Annotated in this window: 17 protein-coding genes; 8 read left to right on the plus strand and 9 right to left on the minus strand. The window is 49.4% G+C overall.

Annotation, left to right across the window (positions count from 1 at the left end; all coding sequences use genetic code 11):
- Window positions 1-110: 110 nt before the first annotated feature.
- Window positions 111-1,589, minus strand: coding sequence for an NACHT domain-containing protein (locus tag QWI17_RS16895; RefSeq protein WP_302723694.1), 1,479 nt, complete (start codon window positions 1,587-1,589; stop codon window positions 111-113).
- 466 nt (window positions 1,590-2,055) lie between these two features.
- Between QWI17_RS16895 and QWI17_RS16900 the strand changes: the two genes are divergently transcribed.
- The gene (locus tag QWI17_RS16900) at window positions 2,056-3,075 is read left to right on the plus strand and encodes a transposase (RefSeq protein WP_302723695.1); all 1,020 of its coding nucleotides are present in this window, start codon (window positions 2,056-2,058) and stop codon (window positions 3,073-3,075) included.
- A gap of 279 nt (window positions 3,076-3,354) precedes the next feature.
- On the opposite strand, the gene QWI17_RS16905 is transcribed toward QWI17_RS16900, so the two are convergent.
- Window positions 3,355-4,806, minus strand: coding sequence for a hypothetical protein (locus QWI17_RS16905; protein ID WP_302723696.1), 1,452 nt, complete (start codon window positions 4,804-4,806; stop codon window positions 3,355-3,357).
- Between the two features lie 71 nt (window positions 4,807-4,877).
- On the minus strand, window positions 4,878-6,983 hold the full coding sequence (locus tag QWI17_RS16910; protein WP_302723697.1) for a sensor histidine kinase: 2,106 nt from the start codon (window positions 6,981-6,983) through the stop codon (window positions 4,878-4,880).
- Window positions 6,984-7,099: 116 nt separating this feature from the next.
- Here QWI17_RS16910 and QWI17_RS16915 point away from each other — a divergent pair, with 116 nt between their 5' ends.
- Window positions 7,100-7,732 carry a response regulator gene (locus tag QWI17_RS16915; RefSeq protein WP_302723698.1) on the plus strand — a complete coding sequence of 211 codons (633 nt, stop codon included), beginning with the start codon at window positions 7,100-7,102 and terminating at the stop codon, window positions 7,730-7,732.
- Window positions 7,733-8,919: 1,187 nt separating this feature from the next.
- On the opposite strand, the gene fabF is transcribed toward QWI17_RS16915, so the two are convergent.
- On the minus strand, window positions 8,920-10,182 hold the full coding sequence (gene fabF / locus QWI17_RS16920; RefSeq protein WP_302723699.1) for a beta-ketoacyl-ACP synthase II: 1,263 nt from the start codon (window positions 10,180-10,182) through the stop codon (window positions 8,920-8,922).
- 116 nt (window positions 10,183-10,298) lie between these two features.
- Here fabF and QWI17_RS16925 point away from each other — a divergent pair, with 116 nt between their 5' ends.
- Window positions 10,299-10,922 (plus strand): TetR/AcrR family transcriptional regulator, encoded by a 624-nt coding sequence (locus QWI17_RS16925; RefSeq protein WP_302723700.1) that lies wholly within the window; start codon window positions 10,299-10,301, stop codon window positions 10,920-10,922.
- A 257-nt stretch (window positions 10,923-11,179) separates the two neighbouring features.
- Window positions 11,180-11,392, plus strand: a complete 213-nt coding sequence (locus tag QWI17_RS16930) for a hypothetical protein (protein ID WP_302723710.1) — start codon at window positions 11,180-11,182, stop codon at window positions 11,390-11,392.
- 172 nt (window positions 11,393-11,564) lie between these two features.
- Here the strand turns inward: QWI17_RS16930 and QWI17_RS16935 are convergent, their stop codons facing one another.
- Entirely contained in the window at window positions 11,565-11,855 is a 291-nt protein-coding gene (locus QWI17_RS16935) for a type II toxin-antitoxin system RelE/ParE family toxin (protein ID WP_302723701.1), read from the minus strand.
- Window positions 11,845-12,087, minus strand: a complete 243-nt coding sequence (locus tag QWI17_RS16940; RefSeq protein WP_302723702.1) for a CopG family ribbon-helix-helix protein — start codon at window positions 12,085-12,087, stop codon at window positions 11,845-11,847. Before QWI17_RS16940 ends, QWI17_RS16935 begins: the two co-directional genes overlap by 11 nt.
- Window positions 12,088-12,842: 755 nt before the next feature.
- Between QWI17_RS16940 and QWI17_RS16945 the strand changes: the two genes are divergently transcribed.
- From QWI17_RS16945 to QWI17_RS16960, 4 genes are all read left to right on the plus strand, one after another.
- Complete coding sequence (locus QWI17_RS16945) at window positions 12,843-13,193, plus strand: type II toxin-antitoxin system RelE/ParE family toxin (protein ID WP_302723703.1); 351 nt, start codon at window positions 12,843-12,845, stop codon at window positions 13,191-13,193.
- A 6-nt stretch (window positions 13,194-13,199) separates the two neighbouring features.
- Window positions 13,200-13,523, plus strand: a complete 324-nt coding sequence (locus tag QWI17_RS16950) for a hypothetical protein (RefSeq protein ID WP_302723704.1) — start codon at window positions 13,200-13,202, stop codon at window positions 13,521-13,523.
- 410 nt (window positions 13,524-13,933) lie between these two features.
- Entirely contained in the window at window positions 13,934-14,275 is a 342-nt protein-coding gene (locus QWI17_RS16955) for a hypothetical protein (RefSeq protein ID WP_302723705.1), read from the plus strand.
- 133 nt (window positions 14,276-14,408) lie between these two features.
- Complete coding sequence (locus QWI17_RS16960; RefSeq protein WP_302723706.1) at window positions 14,409-15,356, plus strand: alpha/beta hydrolase; 948 nt, start codon at window positions 14,409-14,411, stop codon at window positions 15,354-15,356.
- Between the two features lie 204 nt (window positions 15,357-15,560).
- Here the strand turns inward: QWI17_RS16960 and QWI17_RS16965 are convergent, their stop codons facing one another.
- The 3 genes from QWI17_RS16965 to ilvD all read right to left on the minus strand — a co-directional run bounded on the left by QWI17_RS16965 (window position 15,561) and on the right by ilvD (window position 18,300).
- Window positions 15,561-15,938: a DUF3592 domain-containing protein gene (locus QWI17_RS16965; protein ID WP_302723707.1), complete on the minus strand. Its 378-nt coding sequence runs from the start codon at window positions 15,936-15,938 to the stop codon at window positions 15,561-15,563.
- A gap of 73 nt (window positions 15,939-16,011) precedes the next feature.
- The gene (locus QWI17_RS16970) at window positions 16,012-16,161 is read right to left on the minus strand and encodes a hypothetical protein (RefSeq protein WP_302723708.1); all 150 of its coding nucleotides are present in this window, start codon (window positions 16,159-16,161) and stop codon (window positions 16,012-16,014) included.
- 465 nt (window positions 16,162-16,626) lie between these two features.
- Window positions 16,627-18,300 (minus strand): dihydroxy-acid dehydratase, encoded by a 1,674-nt coding sequence (ilvD, locus tag QWI17_RS16975; RefSeq protein ID WP_302723709.1) that lies wholly within the window; start codon window positions 18,298-18,300, stop codon window positions 16,627-16,629.
- Window positions 18,301-19,089 lie beyond the last annotated feature (789 nt).

A 19,089-nucleotide genomic window follows, 5' to 3' on the forward strand; every position in this document is an offset into this window, starting at 1 on the left:
GGTAATCGACCTAGGCGTATAGAGCCCCGAGCCGTCAAGAGAAGGCCAAAACCGTTCCCACTACTGTTAAAACCAAGAGATCAAGCACGCGAAGAAGTCAGAAAGAGTGGTCATCCGAAAAAGCTTAAGTAAGTGCCATTCCTGTCAGGCCCTACATTTAGTCTTTTGTAAATCTTCTTTATGTACTTCGATCCGTGAGTGATGCCAATTTTATTTTTCACTCCCAGGCTATCAAAAAAATATTTAAGTTTAGGTACAATTAACACTCTTTCTATGAGGTCAGGATTCATTTCAGTTAGAAGATCTATTACACTATCAGACCTCATGTTAATCCAATATCTTTCCAATAAACTTTTTTGAACTTCGGGTGATGAAATTAGTATTGCCCGAGCAACAAAGTATTCTTGAAAAGACCTGTGGGAGTATGATATATCCAACCCGTCCTCAAGCATTAAGCATGCAGCACTCAACAAGTCGCGCAAATAATCTTCGCATTTAAACTCTATTCCTGTGATTTCTTTAGATTTTTCAAGAAACTCTAAACATTGAGACCTTGGCATTTTAAAAAGTCGTTTCTCATAGGTCTGTAGTGAGAAAAATGAAAATACTTTTGAGAAATCCTGTATGTCTAAATCTGTTGATCTTGTTCTGTAGTAACCGCCCTTATTAGCGTCATGCCTTTGAAACAAAGCTTCATAGGCCTGGTTATAGAAAATACTTATCTTGTTCGGTATTTCCGCATTTTCTCCGTAAGTCAGTAACATTATTGAGAGCAGTAGGGGGTTGGATAAGAATGATTCGTGCTTTTCGAAAAGTCCTTTCAGCAAAGATTTCGAAAATTTGCTTTTTATCTCTTCGTCAAAAGGAAGCCTTTCAACTAAATCAATAGCTGATGCTTTAGTTAGTGGCATCATATGGAAAAAGCTGAAATCATCAATTCCGTTAAATGCTTCATCAGGTCTAGAAGATATAAAAATAGGACACTTATCATACTTTGTAGATAATTTTGCAATCTGTTTAATTAATCTCTTTCTAATGGAATGATTGACTTCATCGAAACCATCTAAAAAAAGACAAAAATGACCCTCTATCTTGGCTTGATTTACAAATTCTTTAGACTGATTGAAACCAAATGAATCGAGCTTGTCAGCAATAAGATCATTTAATGTCGAGTCATTGGAGTTCAAGTCCCGAAGCTCTACTAATATCGGGACATACTCTTTTTGCTGGATGCAGCTAAGAAATAAATGACGAAGCAAAATACTTTTACCGCTACCTCCCGTACCACTAATAATTATTCGCTTAGATTTTTCGGAGCAAGCCTTGAAGTCTGGTTTACTTATTACACAATCACCAATCGAAATCCCGGCGGGTACATAATAGCTATATAAGTCAACAGACTCATTTCTAATAAAAAATGATTTCGATTTAGAGTATTTTTCGCCCGTCTTCTTCAAGTATTGACAATATGCTGTTTTGAGCTCTAGTTTTAACTTTTCATCCAGCTTAGTATATGATTTTTTTGCGAGATCAAAGATTATCTCGACATTGCTAGCTAAAAAGTCTGCGGCGAACTCTCCCATATTCATTAATTTTTTCTCCATTTTTACGTAAAATCTGGCAAACCGAAAATCTTTACCGGATAAAATTTATTAAGTGATAACCACCGGGGCAGGCCTCACATTTCACACAATAAAAATACAAAAGCTAAACTGACCCCAGCTTAAAATTTATGCGAGTTAATTGACGAGCCAAAAGGGAGGAGAAGCATTGCGTATATCCGGGCTATGCTCGCTATTATCTAACCTTCCTGACTGGTTCAACCTGACTTATCTTGGTCTACATCTGGCAAACTGTTTTGGTGATAAGCCTTACGCGCTATGCGGTCTAGTGTGCCACGGCTCCTAACGGTTGACAACTGGGAGGGCGACAAGGGGGGCCAGTATAAAGAACTGGCTATAAAGAACTGGGACACCCACAAACTTGACAATGCCACACCCCTGAACCAAGGTAAAGTTCAGAAACAAACGCATCACAAATGCTCAAGGAGGAGCCGTGACTCAACCCCGTAAGCGACTGATTTCTCTCGATGATACCCCCTTTTACCACTGCGTTTCCCGCTGTGTGCGGCGGGCGTTTTTATGCGGCTCTGGTGAAGGCTACGATTTTGAGCACCGCAGAGGCTGGATCGTGCAGCGAATCAAACAATTGGCGACCATTTTTACGACTGATGTGGCCGCCTATGCAATCATGTCGAATCACTACCACGTCGTTCTGCGCGTCAACCGGGAGGAGGCCGAAGCCCTGTCGCAAGAGGAAGTGATCGAGCGCTGGTGTCAGGTATTTAAAGGCCCGGTTTTGGTACAGCAATTTAGGACCGGTTCCTCGCTTACGGAGCCAGAGCTGGAATTGGTGAACGAGATAGTCGAAGAGTGGCGAAAACGCCTCTCAGACATTAGCTGGTTCATGCGTTGCCTGAATGAACCCATCGCCCGCTGGGCCAACCAAGAGGACAACTGCACTGGACGATTTTTCGAGGGGCGCTTTAAAAGCCAGGCATTGCTGGATGAGCGAGCCGTACTCAGTTGCATGGCCTATGTGGACTTGAATCCCATCCGGGCTGGGATGGCCGACACACCAGGGTCTTCGGACTTTACCGGCGTTCAAGAGCGCTTGGGCATTGAGCCCGAACGGCCAGCTGAATCAACTGACAAGCCTGATACAGAAGCACCCCTGTCTCTGGCCGAATTAATGCCCTTCTCTGGCAGCGAACATCACAGCCATCAATCGAACCACTTGCCATTCGATTTAAGCGACTATCTGGAGCTGGTGGATTGGACGGGGCGGGCCATTCGCGACGACAAGCGCGGCGCCATCGATAAGAACCTTCCCAGCATTTTGGGAAGACTGGGCTTGCCGTCAAAGGACTGGCTGGATACCTGTTGCCATATAGAGCGACGCTTCGGTCGTGCCATTGGCCCGGTCGAAAAAGTTACTGACCTTTGCAAATCCCTCGACCTCAGCTGGATGCACGGTATTAGACATTGCCGACGACTCTATCCTCAAACCGGCTGAAGGCAACAGTTCTCTTAAAACCATTTCATGCCCTTATCGGGTAGAGACCAATTTGTCCGAAATAGGCCCCTTGGCACACAAAGCCGCTGAATTTTATTCAACGACTATCGAGCTTCGAAAACTATTCACGAAAAAGTCAAAAAAGAAGACATCCTTCAATATTTGGGTGTCCTTGTTATTTTTCAGCAAGCCCGACACATCCCACTACTTTTGAAATCTTCTTACAAAAGAAGGAGAATATTATTTCCTGTGGTGTTTCCACCACAGGAAATACACTTATTACAGGTTGGTGCCGTTCAAGGTGCCAGATACAAAGACGGTTTCATCGCCACCGGAAACAACTTTTAATTCGATGCCAGAGCCCACAGCAACCCAGCGGGTGGTGAGCTCTCCGTCCTGATCAATGTCAAAACGGCAGGCAGAATAGCTGCCTGCTGGCACAGTAATATCTTCAAAACCGGTGAAGGTTCGGGTGAAGTTTATCGAGGTGGTAATATCGATCCCCATAACCTGAGTGGAGCTGGTATAGGTTTGAGAGTGACTTTGCCCCGCTGATAAGTCGTAACGGGTAAGCATAAAAGGAGAGTTGGAAGTTACAGTCGTCGAGTTTATTGGTGATGTTACTTCCACCTCAACCCCGGCAGCTTCAGAGCGGGAATTACTTTCATCCACTGTGAAATAAGAGGTTGTCGTTGAACGAGAAGGGGCAACACCTGTGGCGACAGTATCTGACACCGCGTACCGGACCTGATTGCCGTTAAACGTGGTAAGGCCATGAATGGTTTGATCGTAAGTAAAATTTATAACCCCGCCACTGGCACTATCGGTCGCACGATATTCACTAATAATATGAGTGTCCTCGGCTGAGAGTTCGGGGTTAAAACACTGGCGGGCGTCGCCTGTGGTTATCACAGAGCTTGAAGACGAACTGCTGGGGCTGGATACACTGCTACTGGATGAGCTAACACTGGACACACTGCTTGATGAGCTGCTAACTGCCGGGGGTGGAATAAGCGTTAAACTGCCCTGACTGATAAATTCGAGTAAGACAGGGTAGCTCTGAATGCTGGCCGATGTTTCAATTGCGAGCTGTAGAGCATCCAGTACTATGTCCCAGGCATCGCCAATGGCAAAATCGTCGGTGAACGGCAAAAATTCGCCAGTAGGAAGTGTAAAGCCGGCATCAATCAATGCAACTTGAATTTCACCCGTGGCGGCAGTCAGATTGTTGTCAATTAACGTCCAGTCAGGATTTATAAACCACTGTTCAGGATTCATATTAGTGGCGTTGGCAATTACCATGTCGGTAAAAGGGGTAATATTTACCCGGCCACCGTTATTGGTGTAGCTGTGCAGGGTGGCGCTTGGGGTGCCGCCTGTTACCTGCAATGCACAAGGCAAAGCACCGGTTGCTACAGTGCCTGAAAAAGCACCCTGACTATTGGTGGTGACAGCTGTAGTAAAGCTGGTTCCGTCGGCACAGTTAGCTGTGACGATAGCATTGGTAATGGCAGCTCCGACGGCGGCCAACCCATTTAACTCTGTTTGTGCTAGGCTACTAGAGCTTTCGGAGCTGCTGGAAGAACTAATTTCCGAGCTTACAGAGCTGCTGGAAGACGCTATGGCCGAACTACTGCTGGAAGTATGATTATTACCGTCATCATCGCTACCACAAGCGGTAAGCAGCGCCAGACTGCAGGCTCCAATATAATAGACAGACTTTCTGAACATACAATTTCCCTAAGTTAGTGTGGGTCTATCTGTCTAAGGTAGACAGCTTCCCTTCAATCCGGTAGCCCCGTTTAGGGGGTATGAATCTTAATCTGCACCCGAAACATTGTATTTTCTTGCAAAATGCTCAATTCTGCCCCAATTTCTCTGGCCCGCTCATTCATAATACTAATACCATTTCCGGTGCAAGTATTGGGGTTTTCAGAACAGGCATTTTGCACAGTTATACTAGCAATGAGCTCAGACTGTACGAGCGTCACAACAATTCGGTCGTTTTCGCCATACTTAATGGCGTTGCTAATGGCCTCCCGTAAAATTCGGGTGAGATTGGTAAAGCGCCGGGCATCTAGAATAAAAGCCCCTTGAATGCTATTTTGAAAAAGGCACTGTTTTCCTGCCGCTTCAATACGGGCATTCACTTCTTTCTGCCACAGCTCGGTTGCTTCGCGCCAAGGAGTATGCTTGGCGTTTAATGTATTAACCAGCCCACGGGTGGCGGCCAGGGTATCGCGAATCAAAGGTTGCTGGCGTTCATCTACGCTGTGCAGCAAAGTGAGCAGCCGCGCACCGATATCATCGTGAATGTCGCGGCGTATTCTTACCCGCTCTTCTTCCCGCCCTTTATCCTGGGCCAGGTGTATATCGTTGGCAAGTTTGCTGATGGAGAGCAGGTTTTTCCAGCAGGTAATATCTTTTTTGTTGAACAACCGCCGTCCTTGCTCTGCACCATATAGGCTAATGTGTAAGTCACTGTCGCTATCAAAATCAGGCAAGGTTAAGCACATGCCGTCTTTGCTAATGCTGGCGTGAGTTGCTGAGCCAGCTAGCGCTTCCACACTTGCGGCTTGCCACAGAGTTTTTGTCAGAGTTTGCCAAGTGGGAGAATCAATCCGGTTTTTATTTAATAGTAATGGCAAGACTTCAGGTAACCAGGCGTCGGTATCCAGTGTTTTTTGTTTTCCCCACAGGTTCCAAATAACCTGCCTGAGTGGAAAATACAACCAACCGCAAATAGCAATAGATAAGGATAGAGCTAAATCGGCAGGCATGGCCAAGGATAGAATAAACACCGCATCCAACACTAACACCAAAACACCGCCTAAAAACCAAGTCATAATGGCATGCCACCAATGGCTTAGGTCAAATAGACGGTAGCGCACAATTCCGAGAGCTAGGCCCCAATACATTAACAAGAAGGCTCCGAACATTAGCCCTTGTGAGGCAGGTTGAGGCAATTGAAGTGCAGCGGGAATAATAATGAAGCAGGCGAACAATCCGGTGGCGAAATAAACGGACAATAAAAACCAACGCAGAGCTGCCCGGCCCACCGGATCTTGACGGGTGGCTCGCCATTGCCAGAAGGCAAATACAAAACTGGTAGCAAAAACACCGAGAACACCAAAGTGAAACAACATAGGACTTTGCAACTGGTACAAATCCGCCAGCCATAAGGCCAGCGCCACTGCGAAAATTATTCGGCAAAATTTGTATCGTAATAAGTCTTTTGGATATTGACTTAGAAGAGCGGTAAGCGAAGCCGTAAACAGCAAGGCACCAAAGTGATTGGCTGTAGAAAGAATCCGGAACAGCTCACCGTTGATAATCAGCTCGCGGGTACTGTAAATCGCCGCAGCTGGGGCGAAAATCAAATACCCAATACCGGTCAGTGCGTAGAGCCTTGCCGCTAAGTCGGTGCGACGGCCAGACCAAACCAATATTCCCGTCATGGCACCACCAATGCCAAACAACAGCTGCAACCAAAACATACCTGGTAGCTGATTCCAATCGCGAGCCTGGGTGATCAGCGTGTGCTTGCTGCCGTCGGTCATAACAATGCTAAGGTTTTGTTGGATGGCCGCGTGATGCAGTGCAGACTGCTGCGCAAACAAAAGATTAAAGCTGTGGTAATCAGGCAACACGTCCGGCTCTTCGATCAGCCAAACAGGGTCGGCAATCAGTTCGACAGTGCCTGTGTCGAAAGCGTGGATTTTGCCGGCTGGCAACCCTTGATTCACCCCTGTGGTATTGGGTTGCCAGTAAAGGCCGCCGTCTTCTGTATAAAACTGCGCATTAGTGGAAGGAAGGCTTGTGGCCAGATGAATACATCCTAGTGCCACCAGTAGACAGATAAGTGCGCCGGTGCTAATTAGCGTCCTTGGCGAAAGCATTGAAGACATATTAGGTTTTTGCTCTGAGGTAGGTTCTACATGTCGCCTACCATTTGGCGGCGAATTTCACATATAATAACGATTAATTGTGAATACACCAGTACAAATAGGCAGGCTATTATCCAATGCAAACAGCGCTAGTCATCGAAGACAATGAAATGATGGCCCAGGCATTGATTGGGTATTTGCAGAAGGCCTTTACGGGCATGGCGGTATCACACTGCGGCAGCTTGGCAGAGGCCCGTGTGTCGCTGGCAGACCGGCAGCCGAATATTGTTTTACTGGACTTGGGGTTGCCGGATGGAAATGGCACTCAGCTTTTTGTAGAAAACTATTTGAACAAAGTAGCTTGGGTTATCGTTGTTACCATTTTTGATGATGAGGAACACTTGTTTTCAGCGCTGCGTGCGGGGGCATCTGGTTACCTACTGAAAGACGAGACGGATCAGCGTTTTATTGAAGCCTTACAAGGTATTGTGGCCGGCCGGCCTCCATTATCGCCAGTTATCGCCCGCGCCATGATGCAACACTTCCGTCCCAAACCGCTATCTTCTAGTTTGTCTCCACGAGAGCTGGAGCTGCTACAACTAATAGCGGAAGGATGTAGCGTTCGGCTTGCCGCAGAGCAAATGGGGTTGGCTACCAACACTGCAGCGGGATATTTAAAAGCTATCTATCAAAAGTTGCAGGTCAATAGTCGGGCTGAAGTAACTCGCAAAGCTGTCGAACTGGGACTGGTTCGATCAACACCCCCTTGAATAGCTAGCAGGCTGTTGAAAAACCCCATGCATGTGAGTTCCGGGGACAGTTTACTTAACTCTAGGCTTCGGACCAGGATTTTTTCTTTGAAGATCACGGCCAGTGAGTGATTCCAGTGTGCTTATAAACCTTTGATCCCCTGCAGGGCGGCCGGAGGAGGTGTGGTTTTCGATGGGTTCATCTTTATCGCTTTCGGCACCAAGATATTGTTCATCCATGAAAAATGTTCTCATTCGACGCGCACCGCGCTGAGTAATATGATGAGGATAATGCGGCACAACCAGTCGAGGCATCCTTGCCACAAGTACCTCCTGACAAACTTTAAGCATTAAGTACAATAAAACCTAAAGCCTATAGTTTTAATTAAGTAAACTGTCCGCGGAACTCCACAGTGCGCGGCTTGTAAGCTGTTGATTTTATTGTATTGTCGTGTCATTTTCGTGTGTGTTTCGCGCTTGTGTCGTTCTGCTGGGCGTTCGATTCGGTAATACTGCAGCCACCTCAAGCAGTAAGGGTAAACAGAGCCATGATTATCAGGAAATTGAGAACCACCGGGGTCAGGCCTTACATTTCACACAATGCAAAGCCCAAGTACGCTGACTCACTCATTAATAGTTTTGCGAAGAATTAGCTAATTAGAAAGGTAGGGGAAAGAACTGCTGCGTAACACCTGGGCTTTGCCCTTTATTGTTTCACCTTCCTAATTGGCTAAATCTTGGGTTGTGGTGCCTGCCTTCTGGCAGGTTGGGTGTTTACCATAACCCTACGCGCTATGTGGCTTAGTGTGCCATGCCGTCTCGGGGTTGGCAACTGACCTGGTAGTGAGAGCGGGTGTAGGTATTTTACGGGTCGTAAAATTCACCAGGCCGTTCCTGCGCACAGCCCAGGCTGCCCTAAGCGCCAAGGACGGCGTGAATGCAGAAAACGCAGGAGCAGTTTTCAGCCTCTGCCTGCGGCATTCACCTTGTCCTACGCCCACGGCAAGGCTGGCCCCACGAACGTAGCGAGTGTCTTTGGTCTTAGTGAATCCCTTCACGTCAAACACGCCCGAGTATCTCAGCCCTACGGCTGTCTCACTACAGCCAATTTGAATGGCCGAAAAAATCGCGTCACGTAAAGCCTCTCTGGGCTTCATTATCACTCGCTTGAACCATCAACAGGATGTTTGGGGTTTTACAACAGCCCGCTAGGCCTTGCTAAGAAGCACAGAGGCATTAACCCCACCAAATCCAAACCCGTTGCATAGCGCGTGTCTCACCGTGTGGGGGCGTGCGGTAGTGGGAACGAAGTCCAGGTTTTCCATGGCGTCATCGACATTATCTAAATTAATGGTGGGGGGCAGCACATCATGCATGACCGCCAATGCCGTAAATATGGACTCGATTCCACCCGCTGCCCCTAAAAGATGACCCGTGGCTGACTTCGTTGACGATATAGGAATCTCGTGTAGGTCAGCGCCGAACACGTTTCTCAAGGATGCAATTTCGGCGCGGTCTCCCACCGATGTGGATGTGGCGTGAGCGTTTATATAGTTAATATCAGTGCTGCTAAGCGCCGCCATTTTTAAAGCGGCTGTTATCGCGGCAGCGGCACCGCTGCCATCCTCCCGGCCGGAAGTGATGTGGTAAGCATCCGCACTGGTCCCATAGCCACTGAGCGTCGCTAAGGGTACAACACCTCGAGCCTGCGCGTGGTCCAGCGTTTCGATAACCAGAAGCCCTGCGCCTTCCCCCATGACAAATCCATCCCGCGCTGCATCGAAGGGGCGGGAGGCTTTTGCGGGCTGGTCTTTTTCGGTAGATAGCGCCTTCATGGCGTGAAAGCTCGCCAGTGACAACGGATCGATACAGCCTTCCGTACCGCCTACGAGGGCAACCTTGGCTTCGCCAGTGCGTATTAACCGCATGCCATCGCCGATTGCTTGTAAGCTGGCTGCGCAGGCGGTAACGGGGCATCCCAGCGGCCCTTGAAAGCCGTACTTAATAGATAGGTTACCAGCGGCCATATTGGCGAGAAATGCCGGTGCAGTGAACGGTGATAAGCGCTTATAGCCACGACTAAACAAGGTTTGTTGTGCTTGTGTAATAGTCGGTAAGCCGCCAATACCGGTAGCGATGATTGTTGCCGTCGCGCGCTGGTCAGACTCCAATTTAGGGAACCAGTTAGCCTGCTCCAATGCTTCTTGCGCCGCCGCGAGCGCATAGAGCGTAAACAAGTCCAGTTTTTTGAGCTCCTTTTTCTCTGCGACACTTTCGGGGTTGAATCCGTCAGGGTGGTTAGCGATGCCGGGAACTTGGCCGGCAACCTTGATGGGGAAATCTCTGGTATCAAACCGGTCAATGAAGCCTACGCCAGAGTGCCCGGCGGTCAAGTTCTCCCAGGCCGGCTTGACGCCACATCCCAAGGGGCTGATGATACCCATACCTGTGATCACAATAGGTGAGTTCATAGCGTTGCTGCCTCTTATCATGCTGGTTAAACGACATACGGATGAGGCGTACCTTAGCAACAAGCACCGTATGATCAAGATAATATTTAGAGTATGACAACGAGAGGAACGGCGTCATGGGCTACGCTAAAGACCATAAGTTTAAATCAAAGAATCGCATTCTTAAGTCTGCTGTCGATTTATTCTCCCGCTATGGTTTCGATAGAGTATCCATCGGACAAATCATGCGAGCCGCGAAGATGACTCATGGCGCGTTCTATGCTCACTTCGATTCCAAAGAGGCGCTGTTTAAAGCCTCCTTTCTGGAGACCGTTAAAGGTTGTAGTGCCGCCAGGTTGGTCAAAGGCCCACTCTCGGTGAAGCACCTCACCGAGCTGGTCACCCATTTTTTGAATTTGCGCGAGCTGGATAAACACAGTAAGCCCGGGCCAGAAACGGTGTTGTTTAATGAAATAGGAAACACCAACGCCAATGTTAAACACTTGTTTGAACAGTCATACAGTAGCTTGAAGAAAATGGTAGAAACTCGACTTATAGCGTTAAGCAAAATTAAGAACTCAGCTTTTGCTTCTGACCGCCAGATGATAGCGGAGAAATCCCGTACAATTTTGTCGCTACTGATTGGGGCTGTGGTTGTGGCTAAGACTGTTTCCTGCGAACAAGAACAGCAGAGTATCTTGGAGGCAGCGCAAAACCAGATTTTAATTTTGCTCGGCGCAGGCACATCGGAGGTTGTCTAATCAGCGGACACCCATCGACTTGACAACGCCATGCCCCTGAGCCAAAGCAAGCATGGGGGTCGACAGGCCTTACATTTCACACATGCGCTTATTCTCGACTATGCATACCACATCCATCAGGTCGATTTCCCAGGTAGTAATTAATTGCTTCGTCAATTATTTCGTCAAAACTAACTTTACTCATAGGGTAATCCCCCCGGAAATTAGCAGGGGCCAAAAGTAGAATTTTCTCGTATCATTTGAGCAGGAGATTCTGCATGAAAAAATCGAAGTATTCAGATAGCCAGATTATGGCCATCCTTGAACAAGCCAAGGCCGGAACCCCAGTTCCAAAGCTATGTCGCGAAACAACCATGCGGGTCAGGCCTTACATTTCACACAATGCAAAGCCCAAGTACGCTGACTCACTCATTAATATTTTTGCGTTTAATTTGCTAGCTGGAAAGGTAGGGGAAAGAACTGCCGCGTAACACCTGGGCTTTGCCCTTTATTATTTCACCTTCCTAACTGGCTAAATCTGGAGTTGTGGTGCCTGCTTTCTGGCAGGTTGGGTGATTTACCATAACCCTACGCGTTATGTGGGTTAGTGTGCCATGCAGTCTTGGGGTTGGCAACTGGCTGATGCAAGTCGGTTAACGATACTTACCAGTGTTTTGGTAGCCGTCGGGAGGTGTGGAATACGCGAAGAATTTCAATGCGATTTAGTCTCGGCCTCACTCGGTAGGGGAGGATGTAGCGTGTGTCGGGTACAACGAGCTCGCGGGTGCCGTAAATACGCCCAGGGTTGCCCATGGCTGGGTTGGCGGGCAATAAATTAACGGCTTCAAAAACTCGCTGTACAACGAGCTTGGCTGCTGCCGGATTCTCCTTCGCAATATATTCGGCTTCGTCATCGAGGTTCTGAAGTGCCTTCTGCAGCCACTTAACCTGCATTCACATCCCACTTGGCAAACGTCTTACTGACTTCCTGATCACTGGCGAAGTCGCCATTATCGGCCTCTTTAACGGCCTCGTTGATTTCTTGAATTTGCCATTCATTTAGCTCGATGAAGTCACGAAGTGCTTCAGTTGCAAGGAAGGATTTAGAGCGGTGCGTAGCCTCCGCAAGCTGATCAAGCCGCAGCTTTAATTCTGGCTCTAAACGGATCGTCATAGTGGTAGACATGGGGATACCTACTTAAGTGTACATTGTACACACTGTAGCACATGTGAACACTTTGGATAAGGGTTAGACATCCTCAGCCCAGGCTGCCCTAAGCGCCAAAGATGGCGTGAATGCCATTCGGGTCAGGCCTTACATTTCACACAATGCAAAGCCCAAGTACGCTGACTCACTCATTAATAGTTTTGCGAAGAATTAGCTAATTAGAAAGGTAGGGGAAAGAACTGCCGCGGAACACCTGGGCCTTGCCCTTTATTATTTCACCTTCCTAACTGGCTAAATCTGGGGTTGTGGTGCCTGCCTTCTGGCAGGTTGGGTGATTTACCATAACCCTACGCGCTATGTGGGTTAGTGTGCCATGCAGGCTTGGGGTTGGCAACTGGGTGTTTTCCGGCGATAGGGCGGGATCTAAGGGTGGCGAAATCGAGGACACCCACCAACTTGCCCGTTTCGCGCACGCAACCCAGGCTGGATATGATGGGGGGCTGGGTGCCAACTACAAGCCGTTTAAAAAATAAATCTGTTCCCTTTCTTTCAGGCCTCTCTGGAACATGCGTTCCATTCACCTTCTCCATGCGCGATTAACCCCCAAAATAGACCTCCGCTCGGCTGGATCTAAGGGGAGTTGGGTGCGGTGCTTCGTAGCGATTGTCTAGTTCTATTCTATCCAGCGCCTAAACTATTGGCTTGAGTATTCTACAATTTAGCTTGAATAATAACATATACGTTATTATAGTGATCAAAAGGGAGTTTGATTCGTGGTTAAACCAGTCATCCAGCGTAGGGCTGAGGAGTATGTATCCGCCGATGGTCACTCGCCATTTCGATCGTGGTTGATTGGCATAACTGACGGCAGGGCAAAAGCCAAGGTCACTAAGGCTATTAAGCAAATGGAGGCGGGTAACTTTGGTGACCACAAGGCGATAACGGATAGCGGGGGCCTAAAGGAGCGTCGAATCAATTACGGCTCAGGCTACCGTATTTACTACATTACCGAAGGCAGTGAATTGATCATTCTTTTTGCCGGTAGCTGCAAAGCTGATCAACAAACCTCTATTAATGCGGCCAAAAAGTATTTACTCGATTACAAATCAAGAAAGGCGAGGTAACTATCGATGGCCTTAACACGCGAATTTAAAGACACGGTAATGGAACTCTGCAAAGACTCTGATTATCGCAAGGGGCTGCTGTTGGAGTCGCTTGAGTCGTATCTGGAAGGCGATATTGTGGTTGGTAATTCCCTGCTTCGTGATTACCTCAACGGCACCCAGGCTTTTGCTGAAATCGCCGAAGCGTTGGATATGCAGGAGGCAGGGCTTCGCCGTATGGTTAGCCCCACTGGCAACGCTACCGCGAAGAATTTGTTTCGGCTGTTTAAAGTCTGTCAGGACCGGGAGGGTATTCGTTCGGCGGATGAGTTTTTAGGCTATGTGGCGTAAGCATTATTATCACTTTTCGATGAGGAAAGGGTTTCGCCCTTGGGGCGAAGCTACTTCTGTTACGCTACAGAAGTAACCAGGCCATTGCTGCCAGCCCTGCGCCCACGGCAAGGCTGGCCCCATGAGCATTGCGAGTGTATTGGGTCTTATTGGATCCCTTCACGTCAAAGCGCCCCTTGAGATTCAGCCCCTGCGGGGTGCCCTCACTCCAATCTATTTTAGGAGGCCGTCTCGACAAGGCGTGCCCCAGGGCTCCTTCTCAGCTGTTTCACAGCGTTCACCTTTCCCTGTTTGCTTAACCCCCAAAATTGACTTCGGCTCGGCGGGATCTAAGGGGATAAAAGAGCGGTACTTCGTAGCCAGATCCGGATCTGTTAGTCTAGGGCGCATAAATGGACTCTGGAGCTTTCATGTCTGAAGAACCGTTAAAAACCTTGTCCGATCAGGTGGGCGAGGCTCACGCTAAAATTCAGCGGGCCCATCAGCATATTAACCCGGTGGTTGCGGTACGCAGTGGTATGCGTGATGCCGGTATTCCGGCCGATGTGATGACGATTGACTGTTTGCGCACTCGCCGGCGCATTATGTTGGTATTGCATGACGAACAGCCGGGGATATTGCTCCATCAGTTTGGAAGCGTGGATAGCGAGGCGAGCGACGAGTTTCAGCGTAAGAATTTATCTGACGTGGGGGTGGATGTATTGTTTGAGTGGATGCAGGATTACTTCTCTGACGCTCCCGAACACTCGTGAGAACAAGAGCAACAAGTTTGGTAGCACCGCTTACCGAAAAATCTCCATCGAATAGCGGAAATTTTTAATTTTAAACAATAGCTATGCTCAGAGCCCATAGCTTTACGACCCATAAAAATAACGAGGAATTGTCATGAGATTATTACTGCTTTTATGCGCATTGTTTATGAGTTCATTTTCTTTCGCATCTGAACTCGACATTCGCACCAACGTTGCCCAAACAGAAGACCATTTCCCCCAAGAGGGTGTCCCACGCGGTGAGCTTAAAGGCCCTTTTGAATTTCACAGCAAAATTATTCCCAATACGGTACGGCGCTACTGGATTTATGTGCCCGCGCAATATAGTGCCGATTCCCCAGCCAGCCTTTTAGTGTTTCAGGATGGCCAGCGCGCCACCAACCCGAAAGGGTCGTTGCGTGTTCCGCAAGTGATGGAGAATTTAATAGCGAAGGGCGATATGCCCGTCACCATCGGCCTTTTTGTCACACCGGGTAATACATCAAAAAGTTACCCTAACGACTTAGGTATGAGTAACCCTAATCACCGGGCACAAGAGTACGACGCGTTAAATGACCGCTATGCGCGCATGCTGATTGAAGAACTGATTCCAGAGCTTGAAGAGTCCTACAACCTGACCAATGACCCAGAACAAAGAGCGATAGGCGGCACCAGCAGTGGCGCCATTGCGGCCTTTACCGCAGCCTGGGAAAGACCGGATTACTTTCGCAAAGTGTATAGCAGTATTGGTAGCTATGTTTCTATTGGTTTTAAACCCGACGAAACACCGGTTAAGTTGGGTGGGCAAGACTACCCCGCACTGATTCGTCGCGAGGAAATTCGCCCCATGAAAGTATTTATTCAAGACGGCACAAACGATTTGGATAATGAGTGGGGCAATTGGTTTTTAGCCAATCAACAGATGGTGGCGGCGCTTGGGTATGCCAATAGAATTGCCGATGAAAATGACGCAAAAGGCCCACGCTATCAATTCACCTCGGTTTGGACCGACGGTGTTCACAACGACAGCCACCCCGGAGCATTGTTACCAGAAGGGCTTAAATGGCTTTGGGATGGTGAATAGTTAGGGCTTATAAAACCTAAGGTGCAGACATCTATTTTTTGCGCCTTAGTGCCAGATCACTTGTCGAAAAATGGTCCCAAATCCCAGCGTTCAAGAATATAGATCTGTACCCTTCACTCTATTGGGCCGGGTGGTTGGCACGAAAGGCCCTTCGCAACATCAGAGCGCCAATGCCTGCGAAAACACCCCCCAGCACGAAGAGAATCACAGCCCCACCGAAGAGCGAGGAAAGCCCCGCGATACGGGCGCCTCTGGGAAACTGCTCCTGGTAGCGCACCGCGGTACGGTGGTTCCGATGGCAGGCGGGTCACCCTCGCTCCAATTCGCACGGAAGCGAACATTGGTGTCCGCAGGAGTGCGAAACTCCACGATCGGCGCATACATGTCGGTGGTTTGGCTCGTACCGTCGACATCCCGAAAACCGGCATTCGATCCTCCGGTGTACTCGTGCTCTACAATTTTCCCTGTAGTCGACTCGGTGGTGGCAATGAATCGCACCGCCTCGTAGGTATACCAAACACCTCCGGCGAGAATAAGCATCCCGACAAGAAAGAGTAGAAACCCCGCTAGCTTTTTGGCCATGTTAGATACCAATAACTGTTTAAAGGTTTAACATACAAAAAATACCACGACTTGTCGTGTACATAAATTAACGTCAAGCCGCTTCAATAATAAATCTGTCCCCTTTAATTACTCTATCGCCGGGCTGGGCGAATAACTTCTTTTGACGTGAAAAGAAGTTATCAGGCCGTTCCTGCGCGCAGCCCAGGTTGCCTTCTCTGCCTTCGGCATTCACCTTGTCCATGCGCCCACGGCAAAGCTGGCCCCGTGAGCGTAGCGAATGCTTTGGGTCTTAGTGAATCCCTTCACGTCAAACACGCCCGCATATCTCAGCCCTTACGGGATTCCGGCCAGCAAGCACAGCCTGCTGTCGTTCGGCTACGCGCAAAGCAGTGCTTTGCAAACGCTAGGTCTCACCCCTCACTGCGGTCTATTTGAGCGGTCGGAAAAGATCTCGTGTCCCCGAGGCTTTTCCTTTCGCGCACTCACCCCAGGCTGGCCTAAGCGCCAAGGATGGCGTGAATGCAGAAAACGCAGGAGCAGTTTTCAGCCTCTGAAACAGCGTTTCATTCACCTTCTCCATGTGCGCTCTACCACTCAAATAGGCCTACGTTCGGCTGGATACGATGGGGAAGGGGTGCCATCCTCATACATCTAAAATATAAATCTGTTCCCTTTAATTAAACGTTTCAGTCACAATTTTAAGAAGCTACAAATCTTTATCCGTCACCGCCCCCTCCGACGCCGACGACACGGTTTTTGCAAACTTGGCCAGCACACCCCGAGTGTAGCGCGGTGGCGGCGCTTGCCAGTTCGCCAAACGCGCCTGGATTTCTGCATCGGCAACATTAAGGCTGATCACTGCGTTTTCGGCATCAATGGTAATCTCATCACCGTTTTCGATAATCGCGAGGGGACCGCCGTCCATGGCCTCGGGGGTGATGTGTCCCACCACAAAGCCGTGGCTGCCGCCAGAGAAGCGTCCATCGGTGATAAGCGCCACGTCGTTGCCCAAGCCTTTGCCCATAACCGCCGAGGTGGGGCTGAGCATTTCACGCATGCCCGGGCCGCCGCGCGGGCCTTCATAGCGGATGACGATCACATCGCCTTTAACCACGATGCCGCCCAGTATGGACTCTAAAGCCTCTTCTTCGGAGTGAAACACCCGAGCTTTACCGGTGAAAACGAGCCCCTCTTTACCCGTGATTTTGGCGACTGCGCCCTCGGGGGCCAAATTGCCTTTCAGTATCACCAGGTGGCTTGTGGCTTTAATGGCGTTGTCAAAATCGTGAATAATGTTTTGTTCGGCCGGGTAGGGCGCCACATCGGCCAGGTTTTCAGCCAGGGTTTTGCCGGTGACGGTCAGGCAGTCGCCGTGCAGCAGGCCTTTATCCAGCAGCATTTTCATCAGTGGCTGAATACCGCCCACGGCGATCAGTTCAGACATCATGTATTGCCCGCTCGGGCGCAGGTCCGCCAGCACGGGGACGTTTTTGCCAATGCGCGAAAAGTCATCCAGTGTGAGAGGCACATCCACCGCGTGCGCCATGGCCAGCATGTGCAGCACAGCATTGGTAGAGCCGCCCAGGGCAATCACAATGGCAATGGCGTTTTCAAAGGCCTTATGGGTCATGATGTCGGTGGGTTTAATGTCCTGCTCTAGCAGAGCGAGGACAGCGGCCCCGGCGCGGCGGCAGTCTTCGGCCTTGGACGACGATACCGCCTCTTGCGCCGAGCTGTCCGGCAGGCTCATGCCGAGGGCCTCAATGGCCGAGGCCATGGTGTTGGCCGTGTACATTCCGCCGCAGGAGCCGGGCCCGGGTATGGCGGTTTCCTCTATCTGTTTAACAGCAATGGTAGAGAGGTCGCCGCGGGCATGTTGGCCCACAGCCTCAAATACCGAGACAATGTCGGTGTGATTCGCGCCGGGTTTAATGGTGCCGCCATAGACAAACACCGAGGGGCGGTTTAATCGCGCCAGCCCGATCAGGCAGCCGGGCATGTTTTTATCGCAGCCGCCAATGGCCACCAGCCCATCAAAGCCCTCGCAGCCGGCCACTGTCTCGATGGAGTCGGCGATCACCTCGCGCGACACCAGCGAGTACTTCATGCCCTCGGTGCCGTTGGAAATACCATCGGAGATGGTGATGGTGTTAAACACCACGCCCTTGCCGCCCGCCTGGTCTGCACCGAGGCAGGCTTCATCCGCGAGTTGATTAATGTGCATATTGCAGGGGGTGACCATGCTCCAGGTGGAGGCGATACCAACCTGGGGCTTTTTAAAGTCATCGTCGGTAAAGCCCACCGCCCGCAGCATTGCGCGGGCGGGCGCCTTTTCAATACCGTCAACTACCTGGGCGGAATGTTTGCGTTTGTCGGTCATCGGCTTCCCTATGGTTTGTATGCGTGTTTGCCAAGGCTAACACAGCTGATAGGAATAGGGTTTGGCAACAATAGGGGGCAGGCCCCAATTGAGTCTTAATTAAGTTAATTGTTCGAGGAATTCGAGATAATATTGGAATTCTTTTTTGGCATTTGCCCTCTGTCGCCGGGCGTGGCGAATAACTTCTTTTGACGTGAAAAGAAGTTATCAGGCCGTTCACGCGCGCAGCCCAGGCTGCCTTCTCTGCCTTCGCCATTCACCTTGTCCTGCGCCCACGGCAAGGCTGGCCCCATGAGCGTAGCGAGTGTCTTGGGTCTTAGTGAGTCCATTCACGTCAACGCGCCCCCCAGAGATCCCGGCCTTCGGCTTCCCTCGCTCCAGTCCATGTTAGAGGGCCGTATCGACAGTGCGTCCATGCCCTAACGATACTTGCGCAAACTTCCTGTTTGCTGACCCCCTAAAATAGACCTCCGCTCGGCTGAAACTAAGAGGAATTGGGAGCGGCGCTACGTAGCACAATCGAGGTCCAGTTTGAATTAATTAAACTTTCCCAGGAATTCTATAATTCAAAACATGACCCCGATGGTTCTTTTAAAAGAAATAGAATGGGGTCGGTAATGTGAATACCGCGCCATAAGTTTCATCCGACCCGAATGGCACTTACTTAAGCCTAAGCAATTGAAATACTTATAAAAAGATCGGCTCAATGGTAGGCTGTAAATCGCCAAACTTACCACCTAACCAAAGAGCCGATCCATATGCATGCTATCCAGTCTTGCCGACACTATC

The organism is Gilvimarinus gilvus, assembly GCF_030518155.1.
Lineage (GTDB): Bacteria > Pseudomonadota > Gammaproteobacteria > Pseudomonadales > Cellvibrionaceae > Gilvimarinus > Gilvimarinus gilvus.

Bases quoted from the DNA above. Each gene is read 5' to 3' on its own strand.
- QWI17_RS16965 (WP_302723707.1), bottom strand. From the start codon at position 15,938: ATGGCCAAAAAGCTAGCGGGGTTTCTACTCTTTCTTGTCGGGATGCTT.
- QWI17_RS16905 (WP_302723696.1), bottom strand. From the start codon at position 4,806: ATGTTCAGAAAGTCTGTCTATTATATTGGAGCCTGCAGTCTGGCGCTG.
- QWI17_RS16940 (WP_302723702.1), bottom strand. From the start codon at position 12,087: ATGTCTACCACTATGACGATCCGTTTAGAGCCAGAATTAAAGCTGCGG.
- QWI17_RS16955 (WP_302723705.1), top strand. From the start codon at position 13,934: ATGTCTGAAGAACCGTTAAAAACCTTGTCCGATCAGGTGGGCGAGGCT.
- QWI17_RS16915 (WP_302723698.1), top strand. From the start codon at position 7,100: ATGCAAACAGCGCTAGTCATCGAAGACAATGAAATGATGGCCCAGGCA.
- QWI17_RS16960 (WP_302723706.1), top strand. From the start codon at position 14,409: ATGAGATTATTACTGCTTTTATGCGCATTGTTTATGAGTTCATTTTCT.
- QWI17_RS16910 (WP_302723697.1), bottom strand. From the start codon at position 6,983: ATGTCTTCAATGCTTTCGCCAAGGACGCTAATTAGCACCGGCGCACTT.
- QWI17_RS16935 (WP_302723701.1), bottom strand. From the start codon at position 11,855: ATGCAGGTTAAGTGGCTGCAGAAGGCACTTCAGAACCTCGATGACGAA.
- QWI17_RS16895 (WP_302723694.1), bottom strand. From the start codon at position 1,589: ATGAATATGGGAGAGTTCGCCGCAGACTTTTTAGCTAGCAATGTCGAG.
- QWI17_RS16950 (WP_302723704.1), top strand. From the start codon at position 13,200: ATGGCCTTAACACGCGAATTTAAAGACACGGTAATGGAACTCTGCAAA.
- ilvD (WP_302723709.1), bottom strand. From the start codon at position 18,300: ATGACCGACAAACGCAAACATTCCGCCCAGGTAGTTGACGGTATTGAA.
- QWI17_RS16970 (WP_302723708.1), bottom strand. From the start codon at position 16,161: ATGGACAAGGTGAATGCCGAAGGCAGAGAAGGCAACCTGGGCTGCGCG.
- QWI17_RS16925 (WP_302723700.1), top strand. From the start codon at position 10,299: ATGGGCTACGCTAAAGACCATAAGTTTAAATCAAAGAATCGCATTCTT.
- fabF (WP_302723699.1), bottom strand. From the start codon at position 10,182: ATGAACTCACCTATTGTGATCACAGGTATGGGTATCATCAGCCCCTTG.
- QWI17_RS16930 (WP_302723710.1), top strand. From the start codon at position 11,180: ATGAAAAAATCGAAGTATTCAGATAGCCAGATTATGGCCATCCTTGAA.